Origin of the sequence: Nocardia arseniciresistens, from assembly GCF_046764875.1 — a bacterium.
Classification (GTDB): Bacteria; Actinomycetota; Actinomycetes; order Mycobacteriales; family Mycobacteriaceae; genus Nocardia; species Nocardia arseniciresistens.
Window position 1 is genome coordinate 291,099 of sequence record NZ_JBKORD010000009.1, and the last position, 26,938, is coordinate 318,036.

Below are 26,938 nucleotides of genomic sequence, written 5' to 3' on the forward strand. Positions count from 1 at the left end.
TCCTTTTGTCGCTGCCGAGGACGATACAGTCGGAGCCTTTCCGACAAGATGATTGGTATCGTTTCTTCTTTCATTGCAACAACTTTCACCTGAGCTACTCGCCATTCGGGTTCCGGAAAAATTGTGGGTCATTACATCCGCCTTCCACGCACGAAATCTCCTGCCTTACGGCAATTTCGGACTAATTCCCATGGTTCGACACGCGGCCTCGCCACCCGCCACGAAAAACTCGCCATCGTCTACCGCGCCGGATTCGTCATGGCACTCGCAGTCGAATGGCTCGAGCTATTGGGAGATATGTCCTAGGCGTCCTAGCTCCCGAGCCAGTCCTCGATCGCTCCGGCGACATCGGCCGAACCGTCCTCCAGGATTGTGAAGTGGTCAGCCTGTACCGAAACAACGGTATGCGTCGAGTCCCACGGTTCGGCCTGCCAGTTCACGCGATCCGATGAGCTCCCCAGGAAGGTCTGGGCGCACTGGATGAACAAAGTCGGCGTGGCGACGGAGCCGGGCACTATCTCCTGTAGGAGCCGCACATACCGGCCCATGCCGGTCAGCCGGGCCTGGTCGAAACGTCCGAATGTAGCCTCTGCCGACACCATGTGTTCGGCCATCGGCCGAAGCAACCATTCGCCATCGTCGTGCACCGTGTAGGTGTCCAACATGACCACCCCGGCGGGCGCTGGACCACCGGCCGCTTCCAGGTGCTCGGTGACGAGGTAGGCCAACAGGCCACCCGAGGAGTATCCGACCAGCACGAACGGATCTCCCTGCGCCGCATCGAGGACGGAGCGCGCCAATGCTTCCGCGGCCGCCGTCGGCGTCGTCGGCAGTGGCTCTCCCGTCCGGCAACCGATCGGCGGCAGCGCCAAAACGTCACGGGCAGTTCGCAAGTGCGATGCGATCCGGGCGTACTGATGCGCGCCGCCGGTGGCCAGTGGCGGCGCGAGGCAAATAACGCGTGGCAGCGCGGAGCCAGTGGCGAGCCGGGTAGGCACCGGAAGTCGGTCAAGTTCGTGGGCCGACGAGAACTGCTCGCGCAACTCCGCCGCCGCCCGCAACACAGCGAAACCCTTGGCGACCTGGCCGGACACCACCGCGCCACGGAACATCCCGTACATCGAGTCGTCCGCACCACCGGGTTCATGGTCGGTCCGTGAGGCCGCGGTGAGCTCCGTCCGCAGGTATCGGGCCAGCGCCGCCGGCGTCTTGTGATCGAAGATCGCGGCGGTCGGCAGCGTCAGGCCGGTGGACGCGTTGAGGGCGGTTCGCAACTCCATGGCGGCCAGGGAGTCGAACCCCGATTCGAGGAAGTCCCGCTCGGGGTCGAGTGCGTCAACGCTCTCATGTCCCAGCAGTCTCGCCACATTCTCGAGGATGTGCGTCCGAAGCCACTGCTCCTGTTCGGACTCGGACAGCTGTGCCAGTCGTCGGCGGAGTGCACCCACATCCTGTGTTCCGGTGCTCTGCCGACGCCCGGTCCGCTTGACCAAGTCGCTGAGCAGCGCGGGCACCGCGTCCAGGGCACGCAACGCGGCAAGATCGAGCTCGACCGGCACGTGTACCGGACGGTCCGTGGACAATGCCGCGTCGAACAGTTCGAGCGCCTTGGCGGCAGCCAGTGGCGGCACACCTTGGCGGCGCATACGCTGCCGGTCGGCCTGGCTGAGCCGATCGGTCAGTCCGGTTTCGGTGTCCCACAGGCCATAGGCGAGCGAGGTGGCCGCCAAGCCTTCGGCGTGACGGTGGGTCGCGAGCGCGTCGAGGAACACATTGGCGGCCGCATAGCCACCCTGACCTGGGGGCGGCACCGAGCCTGCCACCGAGGAGATCATCACGAAGGCGGACAGCCCGGCCGCACTGGTGAGCTCGTGCAGGTACCAGGCGGCATCGGCCTTGGCACCGAGGCAGTAGTCGATCTGCTCCGGCGTCAAGTTACCGACCAGCCCGTTGTGTGTGACGCCCGCCGCGTGGACGATCGCGCCCAACGGATGCGCCGCGGGTATCGAGGCAAGAAGGTCTCGCAGCGCTGCGCGGTTTCCGACATCGCATGCGGCTACACGCACCTCGGCGCCGAGAGCGTCGAGTTCCTCGATGAGATCCGCAGCGGCGGCTGGTCCACGTCGGCCCGCCAACAGCAGGTGTCGCACGCCGTGCTCACTCACCAGATGCTTGGCGAGGTGGCGACCGACTCCGCCGGTACCACCAGTAATCAACACAGTCCGCTCGGAATCCCACGGTGTCGGCCGCTCCGATTCGGGCGACACGGCACGGATGAGCCGCGGCACCCGCGTCATTGCGTCCCGGCCCAGCCCATCCGCATGGACGTCCAGTTCCGGCTCGCCCGTCAGCGCTGCTGCTACAAGGTGATCCGCCGTTGTCCCTTCGGGTGCCTCGATGAGCACGATCCGCCCCGGGTTCTCCGCCTGCGCCGCGCGTACCAGTCCCCATACCGCGGCCGCGGCCGGATCGGCCGTGCTGTCGGTGATCACGGCGAGAGTGCTTACGGCGTAGCGTTCTTCGCTCGAGAACTCCTGGATGACGCCGAGCGTGCGGTGCAAAGCAGTGCGCAGCCGGGCCGTCACGTCACCGCCGTCGACCGGAGGCCGGAAGAGGAAGACCGAGGCCGATTCCGCCGCGCCCCACTCGGCCCAGGAGGCTCCCGCAACCGAGCGCAACTCCGGTCCTGGCCGCCGGGTGACCTCGTACAGTCCGTCGTGCGCGGGCCGGGATGAGGCCGCGAGCAGTTCGAGGGACAACGGGCGCAATTCGAGGGACTGTACCGAAAGCATGGGCGCACCACCGGAATCGGCCATGGTCAGGGTGACTGTCCCCGGATTCGGAAAGGTCAACCGAACCCGCGCCCGGCGAGCGCCGTCGGCGCGCAAACGCACCGAAGACCAAGCGAATGGCACGAGGGTCGGACGCTCGGCATCCTCGTCCACGCCCTGCGGAAGGCCGAAGGGCAGTGCGTGCATTGCCGCATCGAGCAGCGCCGGATGGACGCCATAGCCCTGGGCAGAGGTCTGCTCGGGCAGAGCGACCTCGGCGAAGAGATCCTCGCCGCGGCGCCAGAGAGCTTCCAGACCTTGGAAGGCGGGCCCGTAGTTGTACCCGTTGTCGGCGAGTTCGTCGTATGCGCCGGCCACCATCACCTCCGTGGCACCGGCCGGTGGCCACTGCGCGAAGTCGGCCCAGCTTTCTGCTTCGTCGGTCTGCCGGATCGGGCTCACGGTGCCTTCCGCATGGTGAGTCCACGGGACCGACGGATCGTCGACATCCTGGCGCGAGTAGATGTCGATCCGTCGGCGACCGGACTCGTCACCGTCACCGACGATCACCTGGATCTGCACTCCGCCATGCCCCTGGACCACGAGCGGCGCCCGAAGGGTGAGTTCCTCCAGTTGCGGACAGTCGACCTGGTCTCCGGCATAGATGGCCAGCTCGACGAATCCGGTGCCGGGTAGCAGCACGGCACCGAACACGTCATGATCGGCCAGCCAGGGATGGGTGGCCGTGGACAGGCGGCCGGTGAATCTGACGCCCCCGCTCTCCGGCTGCGCTACCAACGCGCCCAGCATGGAGTGTTCGGTGGATCGCAGACCGAGCGCGTACGCCTCTCCGGTGTGCAGTTGGCCGGCGGTCCAGAAGCGGCGGTGCTGGAAGTTGTATGTCGGTAGATCTGTCTTCGCTGCTCCGGTACCGGCGTAGTAGGCCGCCCAATTCACTATCGTGCCCGCGACGTAGAGCCGAGCGAGCCCGGTCAGCAAGGTGGCGGGGTCTGCGTTGTCACGTCTGATCAGAGGGATTGTTGTTGCGGTGTCGAGGGTTTGAGCGATCATCGGGGTCAGGACCGCATCGGGCCCGACCTCGGCGAACCGAGTCACGCCCAGATCTGTCATCGCGGCGACAGCGTCGGCAAATCGCACTGCCTGCCGGACCTGCCCTACCCAATACGACGGGTCGGACATCTCGTGTTCGATTCGGGCACCGGTCACCGTCGACACCAATGAGATACTCGGCGGAGCGAACGTCAAACCCGCTATCGCCGTAGCGAATTCGGCCAGCATCGGCTCCATCAATACCGAATGGAAAGCATGGGAGACCCGCAAACGATACGTGCGCCAACCATTTTCGACGCACGTGCCGACAACAGCCAGGACAGCTTCCTCGACACCGGAGAGCACCACCGACGACGGACCATTCACCGCCGCGATCGACACCTCACCGGACAACAACGGCAGCACCTCGGCCTCGGAAGCACCGACAGCGACCATCGCTCCGCCCGTCGGCAGGGCCTGCATCAACCGGCCACGCGCGGCCACCAAAACACACGCATCCGCCAACGACATAACCCCCGCCACATGCGCGGCAGCGACCTCACCGATCGAATGACCCGCCACCACATCCGCACGCACACCCCACGATTCGAGCAGCCGGAACAACGCCACCTCGAACGCGAACAACCCCGCCTGCGCGAACACCGTCCGATCCACCAAGGCATCGTCGGTCAATGCGGCACTCAGCGAAACCGACTGTCCCAGTATTGGATCCAGTTGCGCGACGATCGCGTCGAAGTGCGCGGCGAATTCCGGATACACCAGTAGCTCGGCGGCCATGCCAGCCCACTGCGCACCCTGACCGGAAAACACCAGCCCCGTCGAACCCGGCACCACACGACCGGTCACCACACCGGCAGCCTGGACGCCCCCTGCCAGCGCCCGCACTCCGGTGAGGAGAGCGTCGCGAACGTCGCCCAGGACAACAGCCCGATGCTCGAACACACCGCGTGTGCTGGCCAGCGAGAAACCAACATCGATCGGGTCCTGGTCATGGTCTGCCATATGAGACACCAGGCGGGCAGCCTGACCGGCAAGAGCATCGTCGGTGCGTGCCGAAACCACCCACGGCAGCACCCCACCGGCCGGGTCGGTCTTCACCACCGGCACCGAATCCACGGCCGGGGCCTGTTCCAGGATGACGTGAGCATTGGTCCCACTGATACCGAACGAGGACACACCAGCACGACGCGGACGACCCGACTCCGGCCACGCCACCGACTCGGTCAACAAACGCACATGACCCTCAGACCAATCAACCTTCGTCGAAGGCTGATCCACATGCAGAGTTCGCGGCAACACACCATGCCGCATCGCCATCACCATCTTGATCACACCACCCACACCCGCAGCAGCCTGAGCATGACCAATATTCGACTTCAACGAACCCAACCACAACGGACGGTCCTGGTCACGGTCTTGCCCATAGGTCGCCAACAGTGCTTGCGCCTCGATCGGATCACCCAAAGTCGTTCCCGTGCCGTGAGCTTCCACCACATCAACCTCGACCGGCGACACCCCGGCATTCGCCAACGCCTGCCGGATCACCCGCCGCTGCGACGGACCATTCGGCGCAGTCAAACCATTCGACGCACCATCCTGATTCACCGCCGAACCCACCATCACCGCCAAAACCTGATGACCATTACGGCGAGCGTCGGACAAACGCTCCAACACCAAAACACCAGCACCCTCGGACCAGCCGACACCATCGGCGGAATCGGCGAACGACTTACTCCGCCCGTCCGGCGCAAGTCCCCGCTGGCGACTGAACTCCACGAAAGTTTCCGGGGTCGCCATCACCGCCACACCACCGGCCAATGCCAAATCGGATTCACCCGACCGCAACGACTGCGCAGCCAAATGCATCGCCACCAGCGATGACGAACAGGCCGTATCCACCGAGACGGCGGGGCCCTCCAGCCCCAGCGTGTAGGCGATCCGACCCGACACCAAACTGCCGGTAGCGTTGCCACCACTGCCCTGGGCGTAGTCGTGGTACATCACACCGGTAAAGACACCCGTCGAACTGCCACGCAGCACCGCCGGATCAATACCGGCGCGTTCCAACGCTTCCCACGTGGTTTCCAGGAGTTGCCGCTGTTGCGGATCCATCCCCGTGGCCTCGTTCGGGCTGATCCCGAAGAAATCCGCGTCGAAATCGGCGGCGGTGTGCAGGAACCCACCTTCCCGGGTATAGGACTTCCCCACCCGGCCAGGTTCGGGATCGTAGATGCCATCTATGTCCCAGCCGCGGTCGATCGGGAGCGTCGATACCGCATCCCCACCAATACGGACCAGTTCCCAGAGCTCCTCAGGAGACCTAACCCCTCCGGGGTAACGGCAAGCCATTCCGACCAGAACGATCGGGTCGTCGTCGACAGCCCTGCTGGCAGTAACCACGACATCCCGGCTGGTGCCTGCGAACTCATCAGCCAGGTACTTCGCCAAAGCCTGCGGTGTCGGATAATCGAACACCAGAGTCGCGGGCAGCCGCAGACCCGTCACAGTGTTGAGAGCGTTGCGGAACTCGATCGCGGTGACCGAATCGAAACCCAGCTCGTTGAAGGCCTTGTCGGCGGCGACCGCGTTCGCGTTCTGATGACCGAGAAGCGTCGCGACCTGACCACGCACGATCTCCACGAGAACACCGAAACGTTCACTCTCGGGAGTGTTCGCCAACCGAGCGCGTAGCGCAGTGAAAGCACCCGAGGCCGCTTTCCGGCGTTGCGGGATCAGCGCGGAAAACAGCGCGGGTGCGGCGAATCCGGAGCTACGCATGGCATCCAGGTCGAAACGGGCAAGCACGGGGGCCGCCACGTCGATCGCGGTAGCCGCATCGAACAGCGCGAGCCCCTGTTCTTCCGAGAGCGGCAGCAGGCCCGAACGAGACATGCGGTGCCGGTCGACATCGCTGAGTTCTGCGGCCATCCCTCCGTCCACGCTCCATAGACCCCAGGCGTAAGACTTGCCGCGGAGCCCGGATGCCCTGCGGTGTGCCGCCAGGGCATCCAGGCACGCATTGGCCGCGGCATAGTTGCCTTGACCAGCATTGCCGAACGCACCGGCCACGGAGCTGAACAGCACGAACGCCTTCAACGGCAGATCGGCGGTCAGTTCATGCAGATGTAGGGCGGCATCGACCTTGGGCCCCAACACCGTATCCATCCGATCCGGGGTCAGCGACGCGATGGCACCATCATGGAGCACACCGGCCAGGTGGAACACACCCGTGACTGGGTGACCGGCGGGCACGCCTGCCAACACCTCGCCGAGCGCGCCGCGATCGGCGACATCACAAGCCACAAACTCGACCTCGGCACCGAGATGCTGCAACTCCGCACGCAACTCCGCAGCGCCGGGAGCGGATTCACCACGCCTGCTCAACAACAAAAGTCGGCGCACACCATGGGCGTTGACCAGGTGCCGGGCGAACAACCCACCGAGGTAGCCGCTGGCGCCGGTAATCAGAACAGTGTCATCCGGATCGAAGAAGTCAGTCACCGGAGGGGTCGCGTCAGTGGGGACCAGTCGGGCCAGCCGCGCACTGTGTACCCGCCCATCACGCACCGCCACCTGAGGTTCGGCCGAAGCCAGAATCCCACCAAGCAGCCCGTCGAGTTCGGAATCGGTGTCTATCAACACGATCCGGCCGGGACTTTCCGCCTGCGCCGAACGAACCAGACCACACACAGCAGCACCGGCCAAGTTCGTAATGTCTTCCCCAGCAACCGCTACCGCACCACTGGTCCGAATCACCAGCACCGACTCACTGAACCGATGATCGGCAGTCCAGGACTGCAATGCCTCGAGAACCTCATGAGTCGCAGCATGGATAGCGGCGGGATCATTACCCGCCGGGCAATCCAACACCACCACCTGCGCGACCTGCTCGCTCTCGTCACCGACATCCGTCCACGACAGGGCGGTGAGATCGGCTTCGGACACCGAGATCGGTGTCCAGCCGATATCGAACAAAGCGGTGCGGGCAATCGGTGTGCCAGCCGTGAGCTGCGCGGGATCGATTGGCCGGGAAGCCAAATGCCGCACCGTCGCCACCGGAGCACCCGTCATATCCGCCAGATCCAAACCAACCGTATGTTCACTGATACGGGTGAGCCGAACACGCAACGCATCAGCCCCAGCAGCATGCACCGTGACACCGGACCACTCGAACGGCAACGCCAGCCCAGCGCCCTCCGCCGACACGTCATCAGCGAAACGCAAGGCATGCAACGCCGCATCCAGCAACGCCGGATGCACACCGAACCGCTCCGCCTCGGATCGAGCCTGCTCAGGCAATACGACCTCGGCATAGACCCCGTCCGCCGCACGCCACACCGACTTCAGCGCCTGGAAAACCGGCCCGTAGTGATAGCCCTGCGCATCGAGGGAATCGTAAACACCATCGATGTCGACGGCGACCGCGCCAGTCGGTGGCCACTGCACCAGTTCCGCAGCCGCGCTCGCGATTCCGGACGCGAGCACGCCCTCGGCGTTCAGCGTCCACGACCGCGACGAATCGATACCATCATCGGGCCGGGAGAAGATCCGTACCGCGCGACGGCTGGTCTCTTCCTCCGCGTCGACGACAACGCGCACCGCAACCCCAGTCGACTCCGACAATGCCAGTGGGGCTCGTAGGACCAACTCCTCGAGGGTCGAGCACCCGACCTGTTCTCCCGCGTGGAGGGCAAGTTCGACGAGACCGGTACCGGGGAACAGCACTGTGTCCATGATCCGGTGATCGGCCAACCATGGATGCGTCTGCACCGACAACCTGCCACTGACGGCGACCACATCGGAATCCGGTTGTGACACGACCGCCGAGGCCAGGGGGTGTCCGGTAGCCACCAGCCCCATCGACCGAGCGTCACCACTACCGGCGGCACCTTGACCCATCCAATAGCGGCGACGCTGGAAAGCATAGGTGGGCAAGTCGATTCGCTGGGCTCCGGTACCGGAGTAGAAACCCGCCCAATCCACCTCGGCGCCGGAGACGAACAACCCGGCCACACCACCCGACACCGTGGACACATCGGCATGGTTTCGACGCGCCAGCGCCACGACCGTAGAAGCCGCGCCCGCCTGTGTGTCATCCACGATCTGAGCGATCATCGGGGTAAGCACGGCGTCGGGGCCGACCTCAGCGAGCCGGGTCACGCCCATAACCGTCATCGTCGCGACCGCGTCGGCGAACCGGACGGTGTCCCGGACCTGACCGACCCAATACGACGGATTCGACATCTCCTCGCTGATCCGCGCACCGGTCACCGTCGACACCAACGCGATGCTCGGGCGGGTGAACACCAAACCCTTTATCGCCATGGCGAATTCGGTGAGCATCGGCTCCATCAACACCGAATGGAAAGCATGCGAGACCCGCAACCGATGCGTCCGCCAACCACGCTCCGCACACCGATCAACGACAGCGACGACATCGTCTTCGACACCGGACAACACCACCGAAGCCGGACCATTGACCGCCGCGATCGATACCTGCACCGCATCGTCCAGCAACGCCAGCAACTCGGCGACATCGGCCTCCGAGGCACCGACAGCGACCATCGCGCCACCCGTCGGCAGCGCTTGCATCAACCGGCCACGCGCCGCCACCAGGACACACGCATCCGCCAACGACATAACCCCCGCCACATGTGCGGCAGCGACCTCACCGATCGAATGACCGGCTACGACATCGGTTCGGACTCCCCATGATTCGAGCAGCCGGAACAACGCCACCTCGAACGCGAACAAACCCGCCTGCGCGAACACCGTCCGATCCACCAGATCGCCGTACGCCAACGCCGCAACCAACGAAACCGACTGCCCCAGCAGCAGATCCAACTCGGCAACAATCGCATCGAAATGCTCGGCAAACACCGGATACGCATTGTGGAGCTCAGTAGCCATACCCGCCCACTGCGCACCCTGACCCGAAAACACAAGACCCGTCGAACCCGCCATCACTTGACCGGTCACCACACCAGGTGCCTGCACACCCGCAGCCAACGCCCGCACCCCCGCGAGCAGTTCATCACGTCCCTCGGCCAACACCACAGCACGATGCTCGAAAACACCACGCGTCGACGCCAACGAGAAACCTACATCCACCGGATCCCGGTCGTGATCGACCACATGCGACACCAGGCATGCAGCCTGACCGGCAAGAGCATCGTCGCTGCGTGCCGAAACCACCCACGGCAGCACCCCACCGGCCGAAATGTGCTCAACCACCGGCAGCGGTGCCTGACCCGCCACCGCAACCGGGGCCTGCTCGATGATGACGTGAGCATTCGTGCCACTGATACCGAACGAGGACACACCAGCACGACGCGGACGATCAACCACCGGCCACGCCACCGACTCCGTCAACAAACGCACATGACCCTCAGACCAATCAACCTTCGTCGAAGGCTGATCCACATGCAGAGTTCGCGGCAACACACCATGGCGCATCGCCATCACCATCTTGATCACACCACCCACACCCGCAGCAGCCTGAGCATGACCAATATTCGACTTCAACGAACCCAACCACAACGGACGGTCCTGGTCACGGTCTTGCCCATAGGTGGCCAACAGTGCTTGCGCCTCGATCGGGTCACCCAAAGTCGTTCCCGTGCCGTGAGCTTCCACCACATCAACCTCGACCGGCGACACCCCGGCATTCGCCAACGCCTGCCGGATCACCCGCCGCTGCGACGGACCATTCGGCGCAGTCAAACCATTCGACGCACCATCCTGATTCACCGCCGAACCCACCACCACCGCCAAAACCTGATGACCATTACGCTGCGCGTCGGACAAACGCTCCAACACCAGGACGCCAACACCTTCCGACCAACCCACCCCATCGGCGGAATCGGCGAACGACTTACACCGACCATCCGGCGACAACCCACGCTGGCGACTGAACTCCACAAACGTCTCCGGCGTCGCCATAACCGCGACACCACCGGCCAACGCCAGATCACATTCACCCGACCGCAACGACTGCGCAGCCAAATGCATCGCCACCAACGACGACGAACACGCCGTATCCACCGAGACGGCGGGGCCCTCCAAACCCAGCGTGTAAGCGATCCGACCCGACACCAAACTGCCGGTAGCGTTGCCACCACTGCCCTGCGCGTAGTCGTGGTACATCACACCGGTGAACACCCCGGTCGAACTACCGCGCAACACCGCCGGATCAATACCCGCGCGTTCCAACGCCTCCCACGTAGTTTCCAGAAGTTGCCGCTGTTGCGGATCCATCCCCGTGGCCTCGTTCGGGCTGATCCCGAAGAAATCCGCATCGAAATCGGCGGCGGAGTACAGGAATCCACCCTGGCGGGTATATGTTTTGCCTGCCTTGCCGGGTTCGGGATCGTAGATACCGTCGATGTCCCAGCCACGATCCATCGGCAACTCACCGGTGGCATCGGCACCCGAAGTGACCAGATTCCACAGGTCTTCGGGCGAGGCGACACCACCCGGATAACGGCAGGCCATTCCGACCAGAACGATCGGGTCGTCGTCGACAGCCCTGCTGGCAGTAACCATGACATCCCGGCTGGTGCCTGCGAACTCATCAGCCAGATATTTCGCCAGAGCCTGTGGCGTCGGGTAGTCGAACACCAGAGTCGCGGGCAGCCGCAGACCGGTCACGGTGTTGAGGGCGTTACGGAACTCGATCGCGGTGAGCGAATCGAAACCCAGCTCGCTGAAAGCCTTTTCCGCCGCAATCGAATTCGCGTTCTGATGACCCAGAATCGCCGCGACCTGACCGCGCACGATCTCCACGAGGACGCCGAAGCGTTGACCGTCGGGAGTGTTCGCCAACCGGGCGCGTAGCGCAGTGAAAGCACCCGAGGCCGCTTTGCGGCGTTGCGGGATCAGCGCGGAAAACAGTGCGGGCACCTCGAATCCCGTGCTGCGCAAAGCGTCCAGATCGAAACGGGCAAGGACAAGGGCAGCTGTGTCCAACCCTGTCGCGGCCTCGAACAGCGCGAGGCCTTGTTCTTCCGAGAGCGACAGCAAACCCGAACGGGACATGCGGTGCCGGTCCTGGTCGCTGAGTTTCCCGGCCATACCCCCGTCCCACAATCCCCAGGCCAACGACGTACCGCAACTACCCGAGGTCCTGCGGTGTGACGCAAGCGCATCCAGGCACGCGTTGGCCGCCGCGTAGTTACCTTGACCAGGGTTACCGAACGCACCGGCCACCGAACTGAACAGCACGAACGCCTTCAACGGCAGATCGGCGGTCAGTTCATGCAGGTGCAGGGCGGCATCGACCTTGGGCCCCAACACGGCATCCATCCGCGCCGGGGTCAACGAACCGATCGCACCGTCATCGAGCACACCAGCCAGGTGGAACACACCGGTCAGCGGATGGCCTGAAGGTATGTCGGCCAACACCTGCGCGAGCGCACCACAATCGGCAACATCACAGGCGACGAACTCGACCTCCGCACCCAGACCCTGCAACTGCACCCGCAGCTCAGCGGCTCCGGGAGCGGATTCACCACGCCTGCTCAACAACAGCAAGCGCCGAACACCGCGCATGGCAACCAGGTGTCGAGCGAACAATCCACCGAGCAGACCACTCGCACCGGTGACCAGAATCGTGTCGTCCGGGCCGAAGGACGAACTCACAGCCGAATCGGCTGTCGAGTCTCCCGCTGAAGCGGTCGTCGGAGCGGACACGCGGCCGAGGCGCGCAATGTGTACTCGCCCATCACGCACCGCCACCTGCGGTTCGGCCGCGGCGACAATCCCCCCGAGCAGCCCGTCGAGTTCGGAATCGGTGTCGAGCAACAGGATTCGGCCAGGATTCTCCGCCTGCGCGGAACGAACCAGACCGGACACCGCGGCACCGGCCAGGTTCGTGATGTCTTCCCCTGCCACCGAGACAGCACCGCTGGTCTGGATTACGAGCACCGATTCGGCGAACCGATTGTCCGCAATCCAGGACTGCAATACCCCCAGAACCTCATGAGTCGCAGCATGGATAGCGGCGGGATCATTACCCCTCGGGCAGTCCAACACCACCACCTGCGGAACCTGCTCACCGAGCCCCGCCCACGCTACCGCGGTGACTTCAGCTTCACGCACCGCGATCGGTGTCCAGCCGATCTGGAACAACGCCTTACCGAAGCCGGACACAGTGCCCATGAGCTGCGCGGGATCGATTGGCCGGGAAGCCAAATGCCGCACCCTCGCCACCGGAGCGCCCGTCATATCCGCCAGATCCAGAGCAACACCGTGCGCACCGATGCGAGTCAGCCGAACACGCAACGCATCAGCCCCAGCCGCATGCACCGTCACACCGGACCACTCGAACGGCAACGCCAGCCCGACACCCTCCGCCGACACGTCATCGGCGAAACGCAAGGCATGCAACGCCGCATCCAGCAACGCCGGATGCACACCGAACCGCTCCGCCTCGGATCGAGCCTGCTCAGGCAATACGACCTCGGCATAGAGCAGCCCGTCGGATCCACGCCACACCGACCGCAGCGCCTGGAAAACCGGACCATAGTGATAGCCCTGCGCATCGAGAGAGTCATAGACCCCATCGATATCGACCGCGACCGCACCGACGGGCGGCCACTGCACCAGATCCGCAGCCGCGCTGTCGATTCCGGACGCGAGCACGCCTTCGGCGTTCAGCGTCCACGACGCCACCGAATCAACACCATCATCGGGCCGAGAGAAGGTCCGCACCGAGCGACGACCGGTCTCGTCCTCGGCACCGACAACAACGCGCACAACGAGTCCGGTGGACTCCGACAATGCCAGTGGAGCTTGTAGGACCAACTCCTCGACGGTCGAGCAACCGACCTGTTCTCCGGCATACAAGGCGAGTTCGACCAAACCGGCACCGGGGAACAGCACGGTGTCCACAACCATGTGGTCGGCCAGCCATGGGTGTGTCAGCATCGACAAGCGACCGGTGAGAGTAACCGCGTCGGAGTCCGGTTGTGATACGACCACCGAGACCAGGGGGTGTCCGGTAGCGACGAGACCCATCGCCCGGGCATTACCACCGTCGGCTGGACCTTCGGGCATCCAATAGCGGCGACGCTGGAAAGCATAGGTGGGCAAGTCGACTCGCTCGGCTCCGATACCGGCGTATAGAACGGCCCAATCGACGTGAGCTCCAGCCACGAACAACCCTGCCACCCCACCCAACACGGCCGATGCATCTGCTTCACCCCGACGCGCCAAAGCCACCACCGCAGCCCCCGCGCTGACCTGCCCGTCATCGAGTATCTGGGCGATCATCGGAGTCAACACCGCATCCGGCCCGACCTCGGCGAACCGGGCCACACCCATACCCGCCATCGTCGCGACCGCATCGGCGAACCGCACCGTCTCACGGACCTGACCCACCCAGTACGACGGATCCGACATCTCCTCGGCGATCCGGGCACCGGTCACCGTCGACACCAATGAGATACTCGGTGAGGCGAACACCAAACCCGCTATCGCCGTCGCGAATTCGGCCAGCATCGGCTCCATCGACGCCGAATGAAAAGCGTGTGAGACCCGCAACTTACGTGTGCGCCACCCACGCTGGGTGCACGCCTCGACGATGGCAAGGACCGCGTCTTCGACACCGGAGAGCACCACCGACGACGGACCATTGACCGCCGCGATCGATACCTCATCGGACAACAACGGCAGCACATCGGCTTCCGAAGCGCCGACAGCGACCATCGCTCCCCCGGAAGGCAACGCCTGCATCAACCTGCCACGCGCGGCCACCAGCACACACGCATCCATCAACGACAACACCCCGGCCACATGCGCCGCCGCGACCTCACCGATCGAATGACCCGCCACCACATCAGCTCGCACGCCCCACGATTCGAGCAGCCGGAACAACGCCACCTCGAACGCGAACAAACCAGCCTGCGCGAACACCGTCCTATCCACCAGATCCTCGGACACCAACGCCGCACTCAGCGAAACCGGTTGCCCCAGTTGCGGATCCAACTCGACAACAATCGCGTCGAAAGCCTCCGCGAACACCGGATACGCACGATGTAGTTCGGCGGCCATACCCGCCCACTGCGCACCCTGACCCGAGAACACCAGCCCCGTCGAACCCGCCACCACACGACCGGTCACCACATCGGGTGCCTGCACACCGGCGGCCAACGCCCGCACACCCGCGAGCAGATCATCCCGTCCCTCGGCCAACACCACAGCGCGATGCTCGAAAACACCACGCGTGGATGCCAACGAGAAACCTACATCCACCGGATCCCGGTCATGATCGACCACGTGCGACGCCAGGCGAGCAGCCTGACCGGCAACAGCCTCATCACTACGTGCCGAGAGCATCCACGGCAACATGGTCGGAACGGTCTCGACCACCGATACTGGAGCCGGTTTCACTACTGACACGGTCACCGGGGCCTGCTCCACAATGACGTGAGCATTCGTGCCGCTGATGCCGAACGAAGACACACCAGCACGACGCGGCCGATCCGCCTCCGGCCAAGCCACCGACTCCGTCAGCAAACGCACATGACCCTCAGACCAATCAACCTTCGTACTGGGCTGATCCACATGCAGGGTTCGCGGCAACACACCATGCCGCATCGCCATCACCATCTTGATCACACCACCCACACCCGCAGCAGCCTGAGCATGACCAATATTCGACTTCAACGAACCCAACCACAACGGACTACCCGGATCGCGACCCTGACCGTAAGTGGCCAGCAACGCTTGCGCCTCGATCGGATCACCCAAAGTGGTACCCGTGCCGTGAGCTTCCACCACATCAACCTCGACCGGGGACACCCCCGCATTCGCCAACGCTTGGCGGATCACCCGCCGCTGCGACGGACCATTCGGCGCAGTCAAACCATTCGACGCACCATCCTGATTCACCGCCGAACCCGCGATCACCGCAAGCACCTGATGACCATTACGGCGAGCGTCGGACAAACGCTCCAACACCAGGACGCCGGCCCCCTCGGACCAGCCGACACCATCGGCGGAATCGGCGAACGACTTACACCGACCATCCGGCGACAACCCACGCTGGCGACTGAACTCCACAAACGTCTCCGGCGTCGCCATAACCGCGACACCACCGGCCAACGCCAGATCACATTCACCCGACCGCAACGACTGCGCAGCCAAATGCATCGCCACCAACGACGACGAACACGCCGTATCCACCGACACCGCAGGGCCCTCCAAACCCAACGTGTAAGCGATCCGACCCGACACCAAACTGCCGGAAGCGTTGCCACCACTGCCCTGCGCGTAATCGTGGTACATCACACCCGTGAACACCCCGGCAGAACTACCGCGCAACACCGCCGGATCAATACCGGCGCGTTCCAACGCTTCCCACGACACCTCCAACAGCAATCGCTGCTGCGGATCCATCATCGTCGCCTCGTTCGGACTGATCCCGAAGAAGTCTGCATCGAAATCGGCTGCCGCATACAGGAATCCCCCCTGACGCGTAAAGATCTTGCCAGCCTTGCCGGGCTCCGGATCGTAGATTCCGTCGATATCCCAGCCGCGATCCACCGGCATCTCGCCGGTGGTGTCAATGCCCGAGGTGACCAGATTCCACAGGTCTTCGGGCGAGGCGACACCACCCGGATAACGGCAGCTCATCGCCACCACGGCGATCGGCTCGTCGTCGACAGTCCTGTTGGCGGTGACCTCGATGCCCTGACTGGTGCCGGTGAATTCGTCGGCGAGATACTGTGCCAATGCCTGTGGTGTCGGATAGTCGAACACCAGCGTCGCGGGCAACCGCAGGCCAGTGACGGTGTTGAGCGTATTGCGGAACTCGACGGCGGTGATCGAATCGAAGCCCAGCTCGTTGAAGGCCTTGTCGGCCGCGATCGCGCTCGCGTTCTGGTGACCGAGGATCGTGGCGATCTGGCCACGGACGATCTCGACGAGAACACCGAGCCGTTCGCTGTCAGGAGTGTTCGTCAAACGAGCGCGTAGCGCCGTGAAAGCACCCGATGCCGCTCTACGTCGAGCAGGAATCAGATTGGCGAACAGCGCCGGCGCGGCGACTCCCGCGCTGCGCATGCTATCCAGATCCAGACGTGCGAGAACGAGTGTCGTCGCGTCGATCCGGGTAGACGCGTCGAACAGCGCGAGGCCCTGTTCCTCCGAGAGAGGCAGCAGGCCCGAACGAGACATGCGGCGCCGGTCGACGTCGCTGAGCGTCTCGGCCATACCACCGTCCCATAGACCCCAGGCCAAAGACTGGGCGCGAAGGCCCGAGGTCCTGCGGTGTGACGCAAGCGCATCCAGGCACGCGTTGGCCGCGGCATAGTTACCCTGACCAGGGTTACCGAACGCACCGGCCGCCGAGCTGAACAGCACGAACGCTTTCAACGGCAGATCGGCGGTCAGTTCATGCAGGTGCAGGGCAGCGTCGACCTTGGGCCGCAACACCGTGTCCATCCGGTCTGCGGTCAGCGAAGCGATGGCGCCATCGTCGAGCACACCAGCCATATGGAACACCCCGGTCAGCGGATGACCTGAAGGTATGTCGGCCAACACCTGCGCGAGCGCACCACGATCGGCAACATCGCACGCGACGAACTCGACCTCCGCACCCAGACCCTGCAACTGCACCCGCAACTCGGCAACATCAGGACCGGCCGCACCACGCCTGCTCAACAACAACAAGCGCCGAACACCGTGTGCGGCAACCAGATGTCGAGCGAACAATCCACCGAGCAGACCACTCGCACCGGTGATCAGAACCGTATCGTCCGAGTCGAAAGAGGTGGTCGCCGAGGCAGTTTCGGCGGCGACAACCGAGGCGGAATCGACACGGGCCAGCCGTGCGATGTGTACCTGCCCATGACGCACGGCCATCTGAGGTTCGGCCGCGGCGACAATCCCGCCCAGCGACGCACCGGCTTCGGAATCGGTGTCGAGCAACAGGATTCGGCCAGGATTCTCCGCCTGCGCGGAACGAACCAGACCGGACACCGCGGCGCCGGCAAGGTTCGTGATGTCTTCCCCGGCTACCGAGACAGCGCAGCTGGTGCGGACCACCAGCACCGATTCGGCAAACCGAACCTGCGCGGTCCAGGACTGCAATGCCTCGAGAACCTCATGCGTCGCAGCATGGATGGTGGCGGGATCGCTGCCTGTTGGACAGTCCAACACCACCACCTGTGGAACGACCTCGTCACCGAGATCCGCCCATGAGACGGCGCTGATCTCAGCTTCAGCCACTGTGACCGGTGTCCAACCGACCTGGAAAACAGCGGTGCGGGCAATCGGTGTGCCAGCCGTGAGCTGCGCGGGATCGACAGGCCGAGAAGCCAAATGCCGCACCGTCGCCACCGGAGCACCCGTCATATCCGCCAGATCCAAACCAACCGTATGTTCACTGATACGGGTGAGCCGAACACGCAACGCATCAGCCCCAGCCGCATGCACCGTCACACCGGACCACTCGAACGGCAACGCCAGCCCAGCGCCCTCCGCCGACACGTCATCAGCGAAACGCAAGGCATGCAACGCCGCATCCAGCAACGCCGGATGCACACCGAACCGCTCCGCCTCGGCCCTGGCCTGCTCAGGCAATACGACCTCGGCGTACACCCCGTCCGCCGCACGCCACACCGACTTCAGCGCCTGGAAAACCGGCCCGTAGTGATAGCCCTGCGCATCGAGGGAATCGTAAACACCATCGATGTCCACGGCGACCGCGCCAGTCGGTGGCCACTGCACCAGTTCCGCAGCCGCGCTCGCAATTCCGGACGCGAGCACGCCCTCGGCGTTCAGCGTCCACGACCGCGACGAATCGATATCACCATCGGGTTGGGAGAAGATCCGCACCCCACGACGACCCGCGTTGTCCTCGCCACCGACGACAACGCGCACCGCAACCCCAGTCGACTCCGACAGCACCAGCGGCGCCCGCAGGACCAACTCCTCGAGGCTCGAACAGCCGACCCGCTCCCCGGCATGCAGAGCGAGTTCGACGAGACCGGTACCAGGGAACAACACGGTGTCCATAACCCGGTGATCGGCCAGCCATGGCTGCATTTGCGGCGACAACCTGCCACTCACCGAGACCACATCGGAATCCGGTTGCCACAGCACCGCCGAAACCAAGGGGTGTCCGGTAGCCACCAGCCCCATCGACCGAGCGTCACCACTACCGGCGGCACCTTGACCCATCCAATAGCGGCGACGCTGGAAAGCATAGGTGGGCAAGTCGATTCGCTGGGCTCCGGTACCGGAGTAGAAACCCGCCCAATCCACCTCGGCGCCGGAGACGAACAACCCGGCCACACCACCCGACACCGTGGACACATCGGCATGGTTTCGACGCGCCAGCGCCACGGCAGAAGCCGCGCTTACCTGCCCGTCATCCACGATCTGAGCGATCATCGGAGTCAACACCGCATCGGGCCCGACCTCGGCGAACCTCCCCACACCCATACCCGCCATCGCGGTGACCGCATCGGCGAACCGCACCGTGTCACGGACCTGCCCCACCCAATACGAAGGATCCGACATCTCCTCGGCGATCCGGGCACCGGTCACCGTGGAGATCACCGGGATGTTCGGCCGACCGAACGCCAAACCCGCTATCGCCGTCGCGAATTCGCCCAGCATCGGCTCCACCGACACCGAATGGAAAGCATGCGACACCCGCAACTTACGTGTGCGCCAACCACGCTCGGCGCACGCCTCGACGACCGCGGCGACCGCGTCCTCGACACCGGAGAGCACCACCGACGACGGACCGTTGACCGCCGCGATCGACACTTCAGCGGACAACAACGGCAGTACATCGGCTTCCGAAGCACCAACAGCGACCATCGCTCCCCCGCCGGGCAGGGCCTGCATCAACCGGCCACGCGCCGCCACCAGCACACACGCATCCGCCAACGACATAACCCCCGCCACATGCGCGGCAGCGACCTCACCAATCGAATGACCCGCCACCACATCCGCACGCACACCCCACGATTCCAGCAGCCGGAACAACGCCACCTCGAACGCGAACAACCCCGCCTGCGCGAACACCGTCCGATCCACCAGATCGCCGTCCGCCAACGCCGCAACCAACGAAACCGACTGCCCCAGCAGCAGATCCAACTCGACAACAATCGCATCGAAATGCTCGGCAAACACCGGATACGCATTGTGGAGCTCAGTAGCCATACCAGCCCACTGCGCACCCTGACCCGAAAACACCACACCCGTCGAACCCGCCACCACACGACCGGTCACCACACCCGGAACGGATTCGGCGCGACCCAGCGCTTGTATGCCGGCCCACAGGCCGTCGCGGTCGGGCGACAGCACCACGGCCCGGTGCTCGAACAACACTCTCGAAGTTGCGAGCGAGAAGCCGATGTCGATCGAGTCGTGGACCTCGACATGTGAGGCCAATCGCCCTGCCTGATCAGCGAGAGCCTTGCAACTACGCGCGGAGACCACCCATGGCAGCAACCCACCGGCCGGGACCGTCTTGACCACCGGCACCGGAGCTGGGTCCGATACCGGGGCTTGTTCGACGATGAGGTGGGCGTTGGTGCCGCTTAGGCCGAACGAGGAGACACCAGCGCGACGCGGCCGATCCACTGCCGGCCACGGCACCGATTCGGTCAGCAATCGGATATGACCTTCGGTCCAGTCGACCTTGGTGCTGGGCTGATCGACATGCAGTGTCCGCGGCAACACACCGTGCCGCATCGCCATCACCATCTTGATCACACCACCCACACCGGCAGCGGCCTGAGCATGACCGATGTTCGACTTCAACGAACCCAGCCACAACGGGCGATCCTGGTCACGGTCCTGTCCGTAGGTGGCCAGCAGCGCTTGGGCTTCGATCGGGTCCCCGAGTGTGGTGCCGGTGCCGTGAGCCTCCACCGTGTCGACCTCGACCGGCGAGATCCTGGCGTTGGCCAGCGCCTGCCGGATCACTCGCCGCTGGGAAGGACCATTCGGCGCGGTCAAACCATTCGAGGCACCATCCTGATTCACCGCCGAACCAGCGATCACCGCAAGCACCTGATGACCATTGCGGCGGGCGTCGGACAACCGTTCCAACACCAAAATACCGGCGCCCTCGGACCAGGCGACACCGTCGGCGGCATCGGCGAAGGACTTGCACCTCCCGTCCGGCGCCAACCCCCGCTGGCGGCTGAACTCGAGGAACATGTCCGGGGTGGCCATGACCGCCACACCACCGGCCAACGCCAGATCGCACTCCCCAGACCGCAACGACTGTGCGGCCAGATGCAGGGCCACCAGCGATGACGAACACGCCGTATCCACCGAAACGGCCGGGCCCTCCAACCCGAGGGTGTAGGCAATCCGCCCCGACACCAGACTGCCGCCAGCGCTGTTACCGGTACCGGTTCCCTGGGCGTAGTCGTGGTACATCACACCGGTAAAGACACCCGTCGAACTGCCACGCAGCACAGCCGGATCCACAGCGGCGCGTTCCAACGCCTCCCACGAAACCTCCAATAGCAACCGCTGCTGGGGATCCATCATCGTGGCCTCGTTCGGGCTGATCCCGAAGAATTCCGCGTCGAAATCGGCTGCCTCATAAAGGAACCCACCGCGACGTGCGTAGGTCTTACCCGCCTTGCCGGGTTCGGGATCGTAGATACCGTCGATGTCCCAGCCACGATCAACCGGCGCCTCGCCGGTGGTATCGGTCCCCGAGACGACAAGACTCCACAGGTCCTCCGGCGACGCGACACCACCGGGGTAGCGGCAGCCCATCGCCACCACAGCGATCGGCTCGTCGTCGGCTCGGACCCGGCTTATCGTGCGTTCATCGACGGCCCCGATGCCGGTGAGCTGGGAATCAATGAACTCGGCGACGACCTGAGGGTTGGGCTGATCGAAAATCAAGGTGGCGGGTAGTCGCAGACCGGTCGCAGCGTTGAGCTTGTTGCGAAACTCGATGGCCCGCAACGAATCGAACCCGAGTTGCTGGAAGGCCTGTTGGGGTTCAACTGCATCCGAAGACGCGTGTCCGAGGACCTCGGCGGCCATCGACCGGACCAGGCTGAGCAGGGTGCTCTCGCGCTCGGTATCGGAGAGACCGGCCAGCTTGTGCGCGAATGCCCGACCCGCAGGGGTTCGATTGTTGCGGCGCACGGGCATCGGTGCGATCGAGCGGACCAGGGCCGGGATCTGCTCGCCCCGAGCGCGAAGCACGGCCGGGTCGACGCGCAGCGCCACCAACTGCGCGGTATCGGTGGCTATGGCGGAGTCGAACAGCGCAAGGCCGTCGGTCTCGGAAAGCGGCGGGAAGCCCTGCTTGCGCATCCGATCGAAGTCGTCTTCGGACAGCTCGGTGCCGAGTCCGCTCGATCTCGCCCACAGACCGTAATCGACAGAGGTCGCCGGGAGTCCCCGGCCGCGCCGATACGCGGCGAGGGCATCGAGGAAGACATTCGCCGCGGCATAGTTGGCTTGGCCCGCGGCCAGCACCAATCCACCTGCGGAGGACAGCAATACGAACAGCGACAGCGATTGATCGCGAGTGAGTTCGTGCAGGTGCCATGCCGCGTCGACCTTAGGCCTGAAGACGCGGTCGATCCGGTCCGCCGTGATCGACTCGATCAAGCCGTTGTCGGCGGTTCCGGCCGCGTGCACCACACCCACCAACGGATGCTGAGTGGGGATGCTGTCCAGCAGTGCCGCCAGCGCGTCCCGATCGGACACATCACATGCGGTGATGGTGACCTCGGCACCCAGCACGACCAGCTCCGCACGCAACTCGGCAGCGCCGGGGGCATCCGGGCCACGCCGTGATGTCAGAAGTAGTTGGCGCACACCGTGTTCGGTCACAAGGTGACGGGCGATCACCGCGCCGAGGCCACCGGTTCCGCCGGTCACCAGTACGGTGCCCGGCCGGATCGGCCGGACGATCGCGCCAGGTGCGTGGCGGGTCAAGCGTGGCACGAGCAGGGTGGTGCCGCGTAGCGCGGCCTCCGGCTCCATTGCCGCAGCCGCAGTTACGATCGCGACAGCGACCGGGTCGAGGCTCTGGTCGTCCGGGTCTCGAGCAGATCCGGCGAGGTCGAGAATCTGGAACCGATCCGGGTGTTCCGCCTGCGCGGCACGCAGCAATCCCCACACGGGGGCGTGCTCCAGGCTCACCTGCTCGGAATCAGAAACTGTCACTGCGTCTTTGGTGAGCACAACCAAGCGGGAACTGACGAAACGAGTATCGGCCAGCCAATGTCGGACGGTGTCGAGGACACCGGTTACGACCTGCCGCACGGCCTCCGGCGGCGAACCATCGTGGTCGGGGCACTCCAGCAGCACGATCTCGGGAACAACCGAATCGGGAGTCATATCGAGATCGGCGATCAACGCCGCGAGATCACGATGACGCCGCACCTCACCGGGGCTCTGCCCCACACCGAGGACCGCCACCCGGCCCGGCTCGATACTCGCCGCCGAATGCGCCGCAACAGTAACCCATTCCACGCCGAAGAGGGCCTCGGACACCGGATCCGCACGCAAACCTTCAGCCGACACGGGCCGAGCAAGCAACGCGCCCACCGACAGAACAGGTTGCCCCTGCTCATCGGCGATCTGCACGGCGAACCGGTCGCCCTGGAGCACGATGCGGACGCGCACTGCGGCAGCGCCGACCGAGTGCACCACGACCTGGTTCCAGCTGAACGGCAGCGCGGGGAACCCCTGCACGCCTCCGCGAAGACCATGAACTATCCCGGCATGCAACGCCGAGTCGAACAAGGCCGGATGAATCCCGAAACCCTTGGCGTCCTGCGGATCCGGCAGAGCGACCTCGGCGAACAGTTCATCACCGCGTTGCCAGGCCGCCCGCAAGCCCTGGAAGAACGGGCCATACCCATAGCCGACATCCAGCAGCTCGTCATACACGCCGTCAATGGACAACGGCTGCGCGCCAGCGGGGGGCCAGGAGGTGAGGTCGAAATCAGCCGCCACCTCATCCGGGGCGAGCACGCCTTCGGCGTGCAGCAACCACGGACCCTCGCCTGCCTGCCGAGAATGGACACTCAACCGCCGACGACCGGTCTCATCGGCGGCGGCGACCACCACCTGCACCGCGACACTGGCCTCGGCAGGTAGCGTCAACGGGGTGTGCAGGACAAGCTCGTCCACCACAGCACAACCCAGGACACCGCCGACATAGCCGGCCAGCTCGACAAACCCGGTTCCCGGCAGCAACACCGTGCCGAGCACACTGTGGTCGGCCAGCCATTCCACCGAGTCGAGCGACCACCGGCCGGTGAAACTCACCCCACCCGAATCCGGATGCGGCACAACAGCACCCAGCAACGGATGATCCACCACATCCAGCCCGACCGAGCTGACCCCACCCAGTTCGGCTCCCAGCCACGACTGCGCGAGCATCCGCTTGGCATCGAGCCAGAAACGCTCATGTTGGAAGGCGTAGGTAGGCAAGTCGACTCGCCGAGCCCCGGTACCGGCGTACAAACCGGTCCAATCGACGTGAGCGCCGGCCACGAACAACCCGGCCACCCCACCCAGCACGGCCGATGCATCTGCTGCACCCCGACGCGCCAACGCCACCACCGCAGCCCCGTCATCGAGACTCTGGGCGATCATCGGGCTCAGCACCGCATCCGGCCCGACCTCGGCGAACCTGGACACACCCGCACCAGCCATCGCGACAACCGCATCGGCGAACCGCACCGTCGCACGGACCTGCCCCACCCAATACGACGGATCCGACATCTCATCTTCGATTCGGGCACCGGTCACCGTCGACACCAATGAGATACTCGGCGGAGCGAACGTCAAACCCGCTATCGCCGTAGCGAATTCGGCCAGCATCGGCTCCATCGACACCGAGTGGAAAGCATGCGAAACCCGCAACCGATGCGTCCGCCACCCGCGCCCGACACACGCCTCGACCACCGCGGCAACCGCGTCCTCGACACCGGAGAGCACCACAGACGCGGGACCGTTGACTGCTGCGATCGACACTTCAGCGGCCAGCAAAGGCAGCACATCGGCTTCCGAGGCACCGACAGCGACCATCGCGCCACCCGTCGGCAGCGCTTGCATCAACCGGCCACGCGCGGCGACCAGGACACACGCATCCGCCAACGACAACACCCCGGCCACATGTGCGGCAGCGACCTCACCGATCGAATGACCGGCTACGACATCGGTTCGGACTCCCCATGATTCGAGCAGCCGGAACAACGCCACCTCGAACGCGAACAAACCCGCCTGCGCGAACACCGTCCGATCCACCAGGTCATCGCTCATCAACGCCGTGCTCAGCGAAACCGGTTGTCCCAGTTGCGGATCCAGCTCGGCGACGATAGCTTCGAAAGCCTCGGCGAACACCGGCGACGCACCATGTAGTTCGGCGGCCATACCAGCCCACTGCGCACCCTGACCGGAAAACACCACACCCGTCGAACCGGCCACCACACGGCCGGAAACCACACCCGGAACAGACTCGGCGCGACCCAGCGCCCGTACTCCCGCCAGCAGACCGTCACGGCCCTCGGCCACGACCACAGCCCGATGCTCGAAAACAGCACGCGTGGACGCCAGCGAGAAGCCGACATCAATCGGATCATGTTCGCCCGCAAGCGATATCAAACGATCGACCTGATCGGCGAGAGCCTCACTACTCCGTGCCGAAACCACCCACGGCAGCAACTTGCCAGCCGGGAAAGTCTTCGCCACCGGCACCGGAGCCTGCTCGGGCACCGGAGCCTGCTCCAAGACGACGTGCGCATTCGTGCCACTGATTCCGAACGAGGACACCCCAGCACGACGCGGACGACCCGACTCCGGCCACGCCACCGACTCGGTCAGCAATCGGATATGGCCCTCGGTCCAATCAACCTTGGTACTGGGCTGATCCACATGCAGAGTTCGCGGCAACACACCATGGCGCATCGCCATCACCATCTTGATCACACCACCCACACCCGCAGCAGCCTGAGCATGACCAATATTCGACTTCAACGAACCCAACCACAACGGACGGTCCAGGTCACGGTCTTGCCCATAGGTCGCCAACAGTGCTTGCGCCTCGATCGGATCACCCAAAGTCGTTCCCGTGCCGTGAGCTTCCACCACATCAACCTCGACCGGCGACACCCCGGCATTCGCCAACGCCTGCCGGATCACCCGCCGCTGCGACGGACCATTCGGCGCAGTCAAACCATTCGACGCACCATCCTGATTCACCGCCGAACCCACCATCACCGCCAAAACCTGATGACCATTACGGCGAGCGTCGGACAAACGCTCCAACACCAGGACGCCAACACCTTCCGACCAACCCACCCCATCGGCCGAATCGGCGAACGACTTACACCGACCATCCGGCGACAACCCACGCTGGCGACTGAACTCCACAAACGTCTCCGGCGTCGCCATAACCGCCACACCACCGGCCAACGCCAAATCGCACTCCCCCGACCGCAACGACGCCGCGGCCGAATGCATCGCCACCAATGACGACGAGCACGCCGTATCCACGGTGACCGACGGGCCTTCCAGGCCATAGACATACGACACACGGCCGGAAGCGATAGATCCCGAATTCGCATTGGCCGGATAGTCGTGATACATCATGCCGACCCACACACCGGTTCGGCTTCCCTTCAACGATCCGGGGTCGACACCCGCCCGCTCGAACGCCTCCCATGAGGTCTCCAGCAGCAGAAACTGCTGCGGGTCCATCATCGCGGCTTCATTCGGGCTGATATTGAAAAAGCCCGGATCGAATTCGCCGGCAGAATGGAGGAAGCCACCCTCGCGGGTGTAAGTGCTGTTCGGCGTCTCGCCGGTGTGATCGTAGAGGCGTTCGGTGTCCCAGCCTCGATTTTCGGGGAACTCCGACGTCGCGTCGGTCCCGTCCGAGACCAACCTCCAAAGATCCTCAGGAGAACTGACACCGCCCGGATAACGACACGCCATACCCACAATCGCGATAGGTTCGCGAATGGCTGCGTCCAGCTTGCGGTTGCGGGCACGCAACCGCTCGGTCTCTTTGAGCGAGACACGTAGCGCCTGAGCGAGCTTCTGGGTGTTGTCGTCGGGCTTCGTCATTATCTGTTCTA

At 64.5% G+C, this 26,938-nt stretch carries 1 pseudogene; it reads right to left on the reverse strand.

Annotated features, from left to right (window positions below):
* Nucleotides 1-332: 332 nt before the first annotated feature.
* Nucleotides 333-26,927: pseudogene (locus ACLMAJ_RS18970) on the reverse strand (SDR family NAD(P)-dependent oxidoreductase); the annotation flags it as partial.
* Nucleotides 26,928-26,938: the final 11 nt, after the last annotated feature.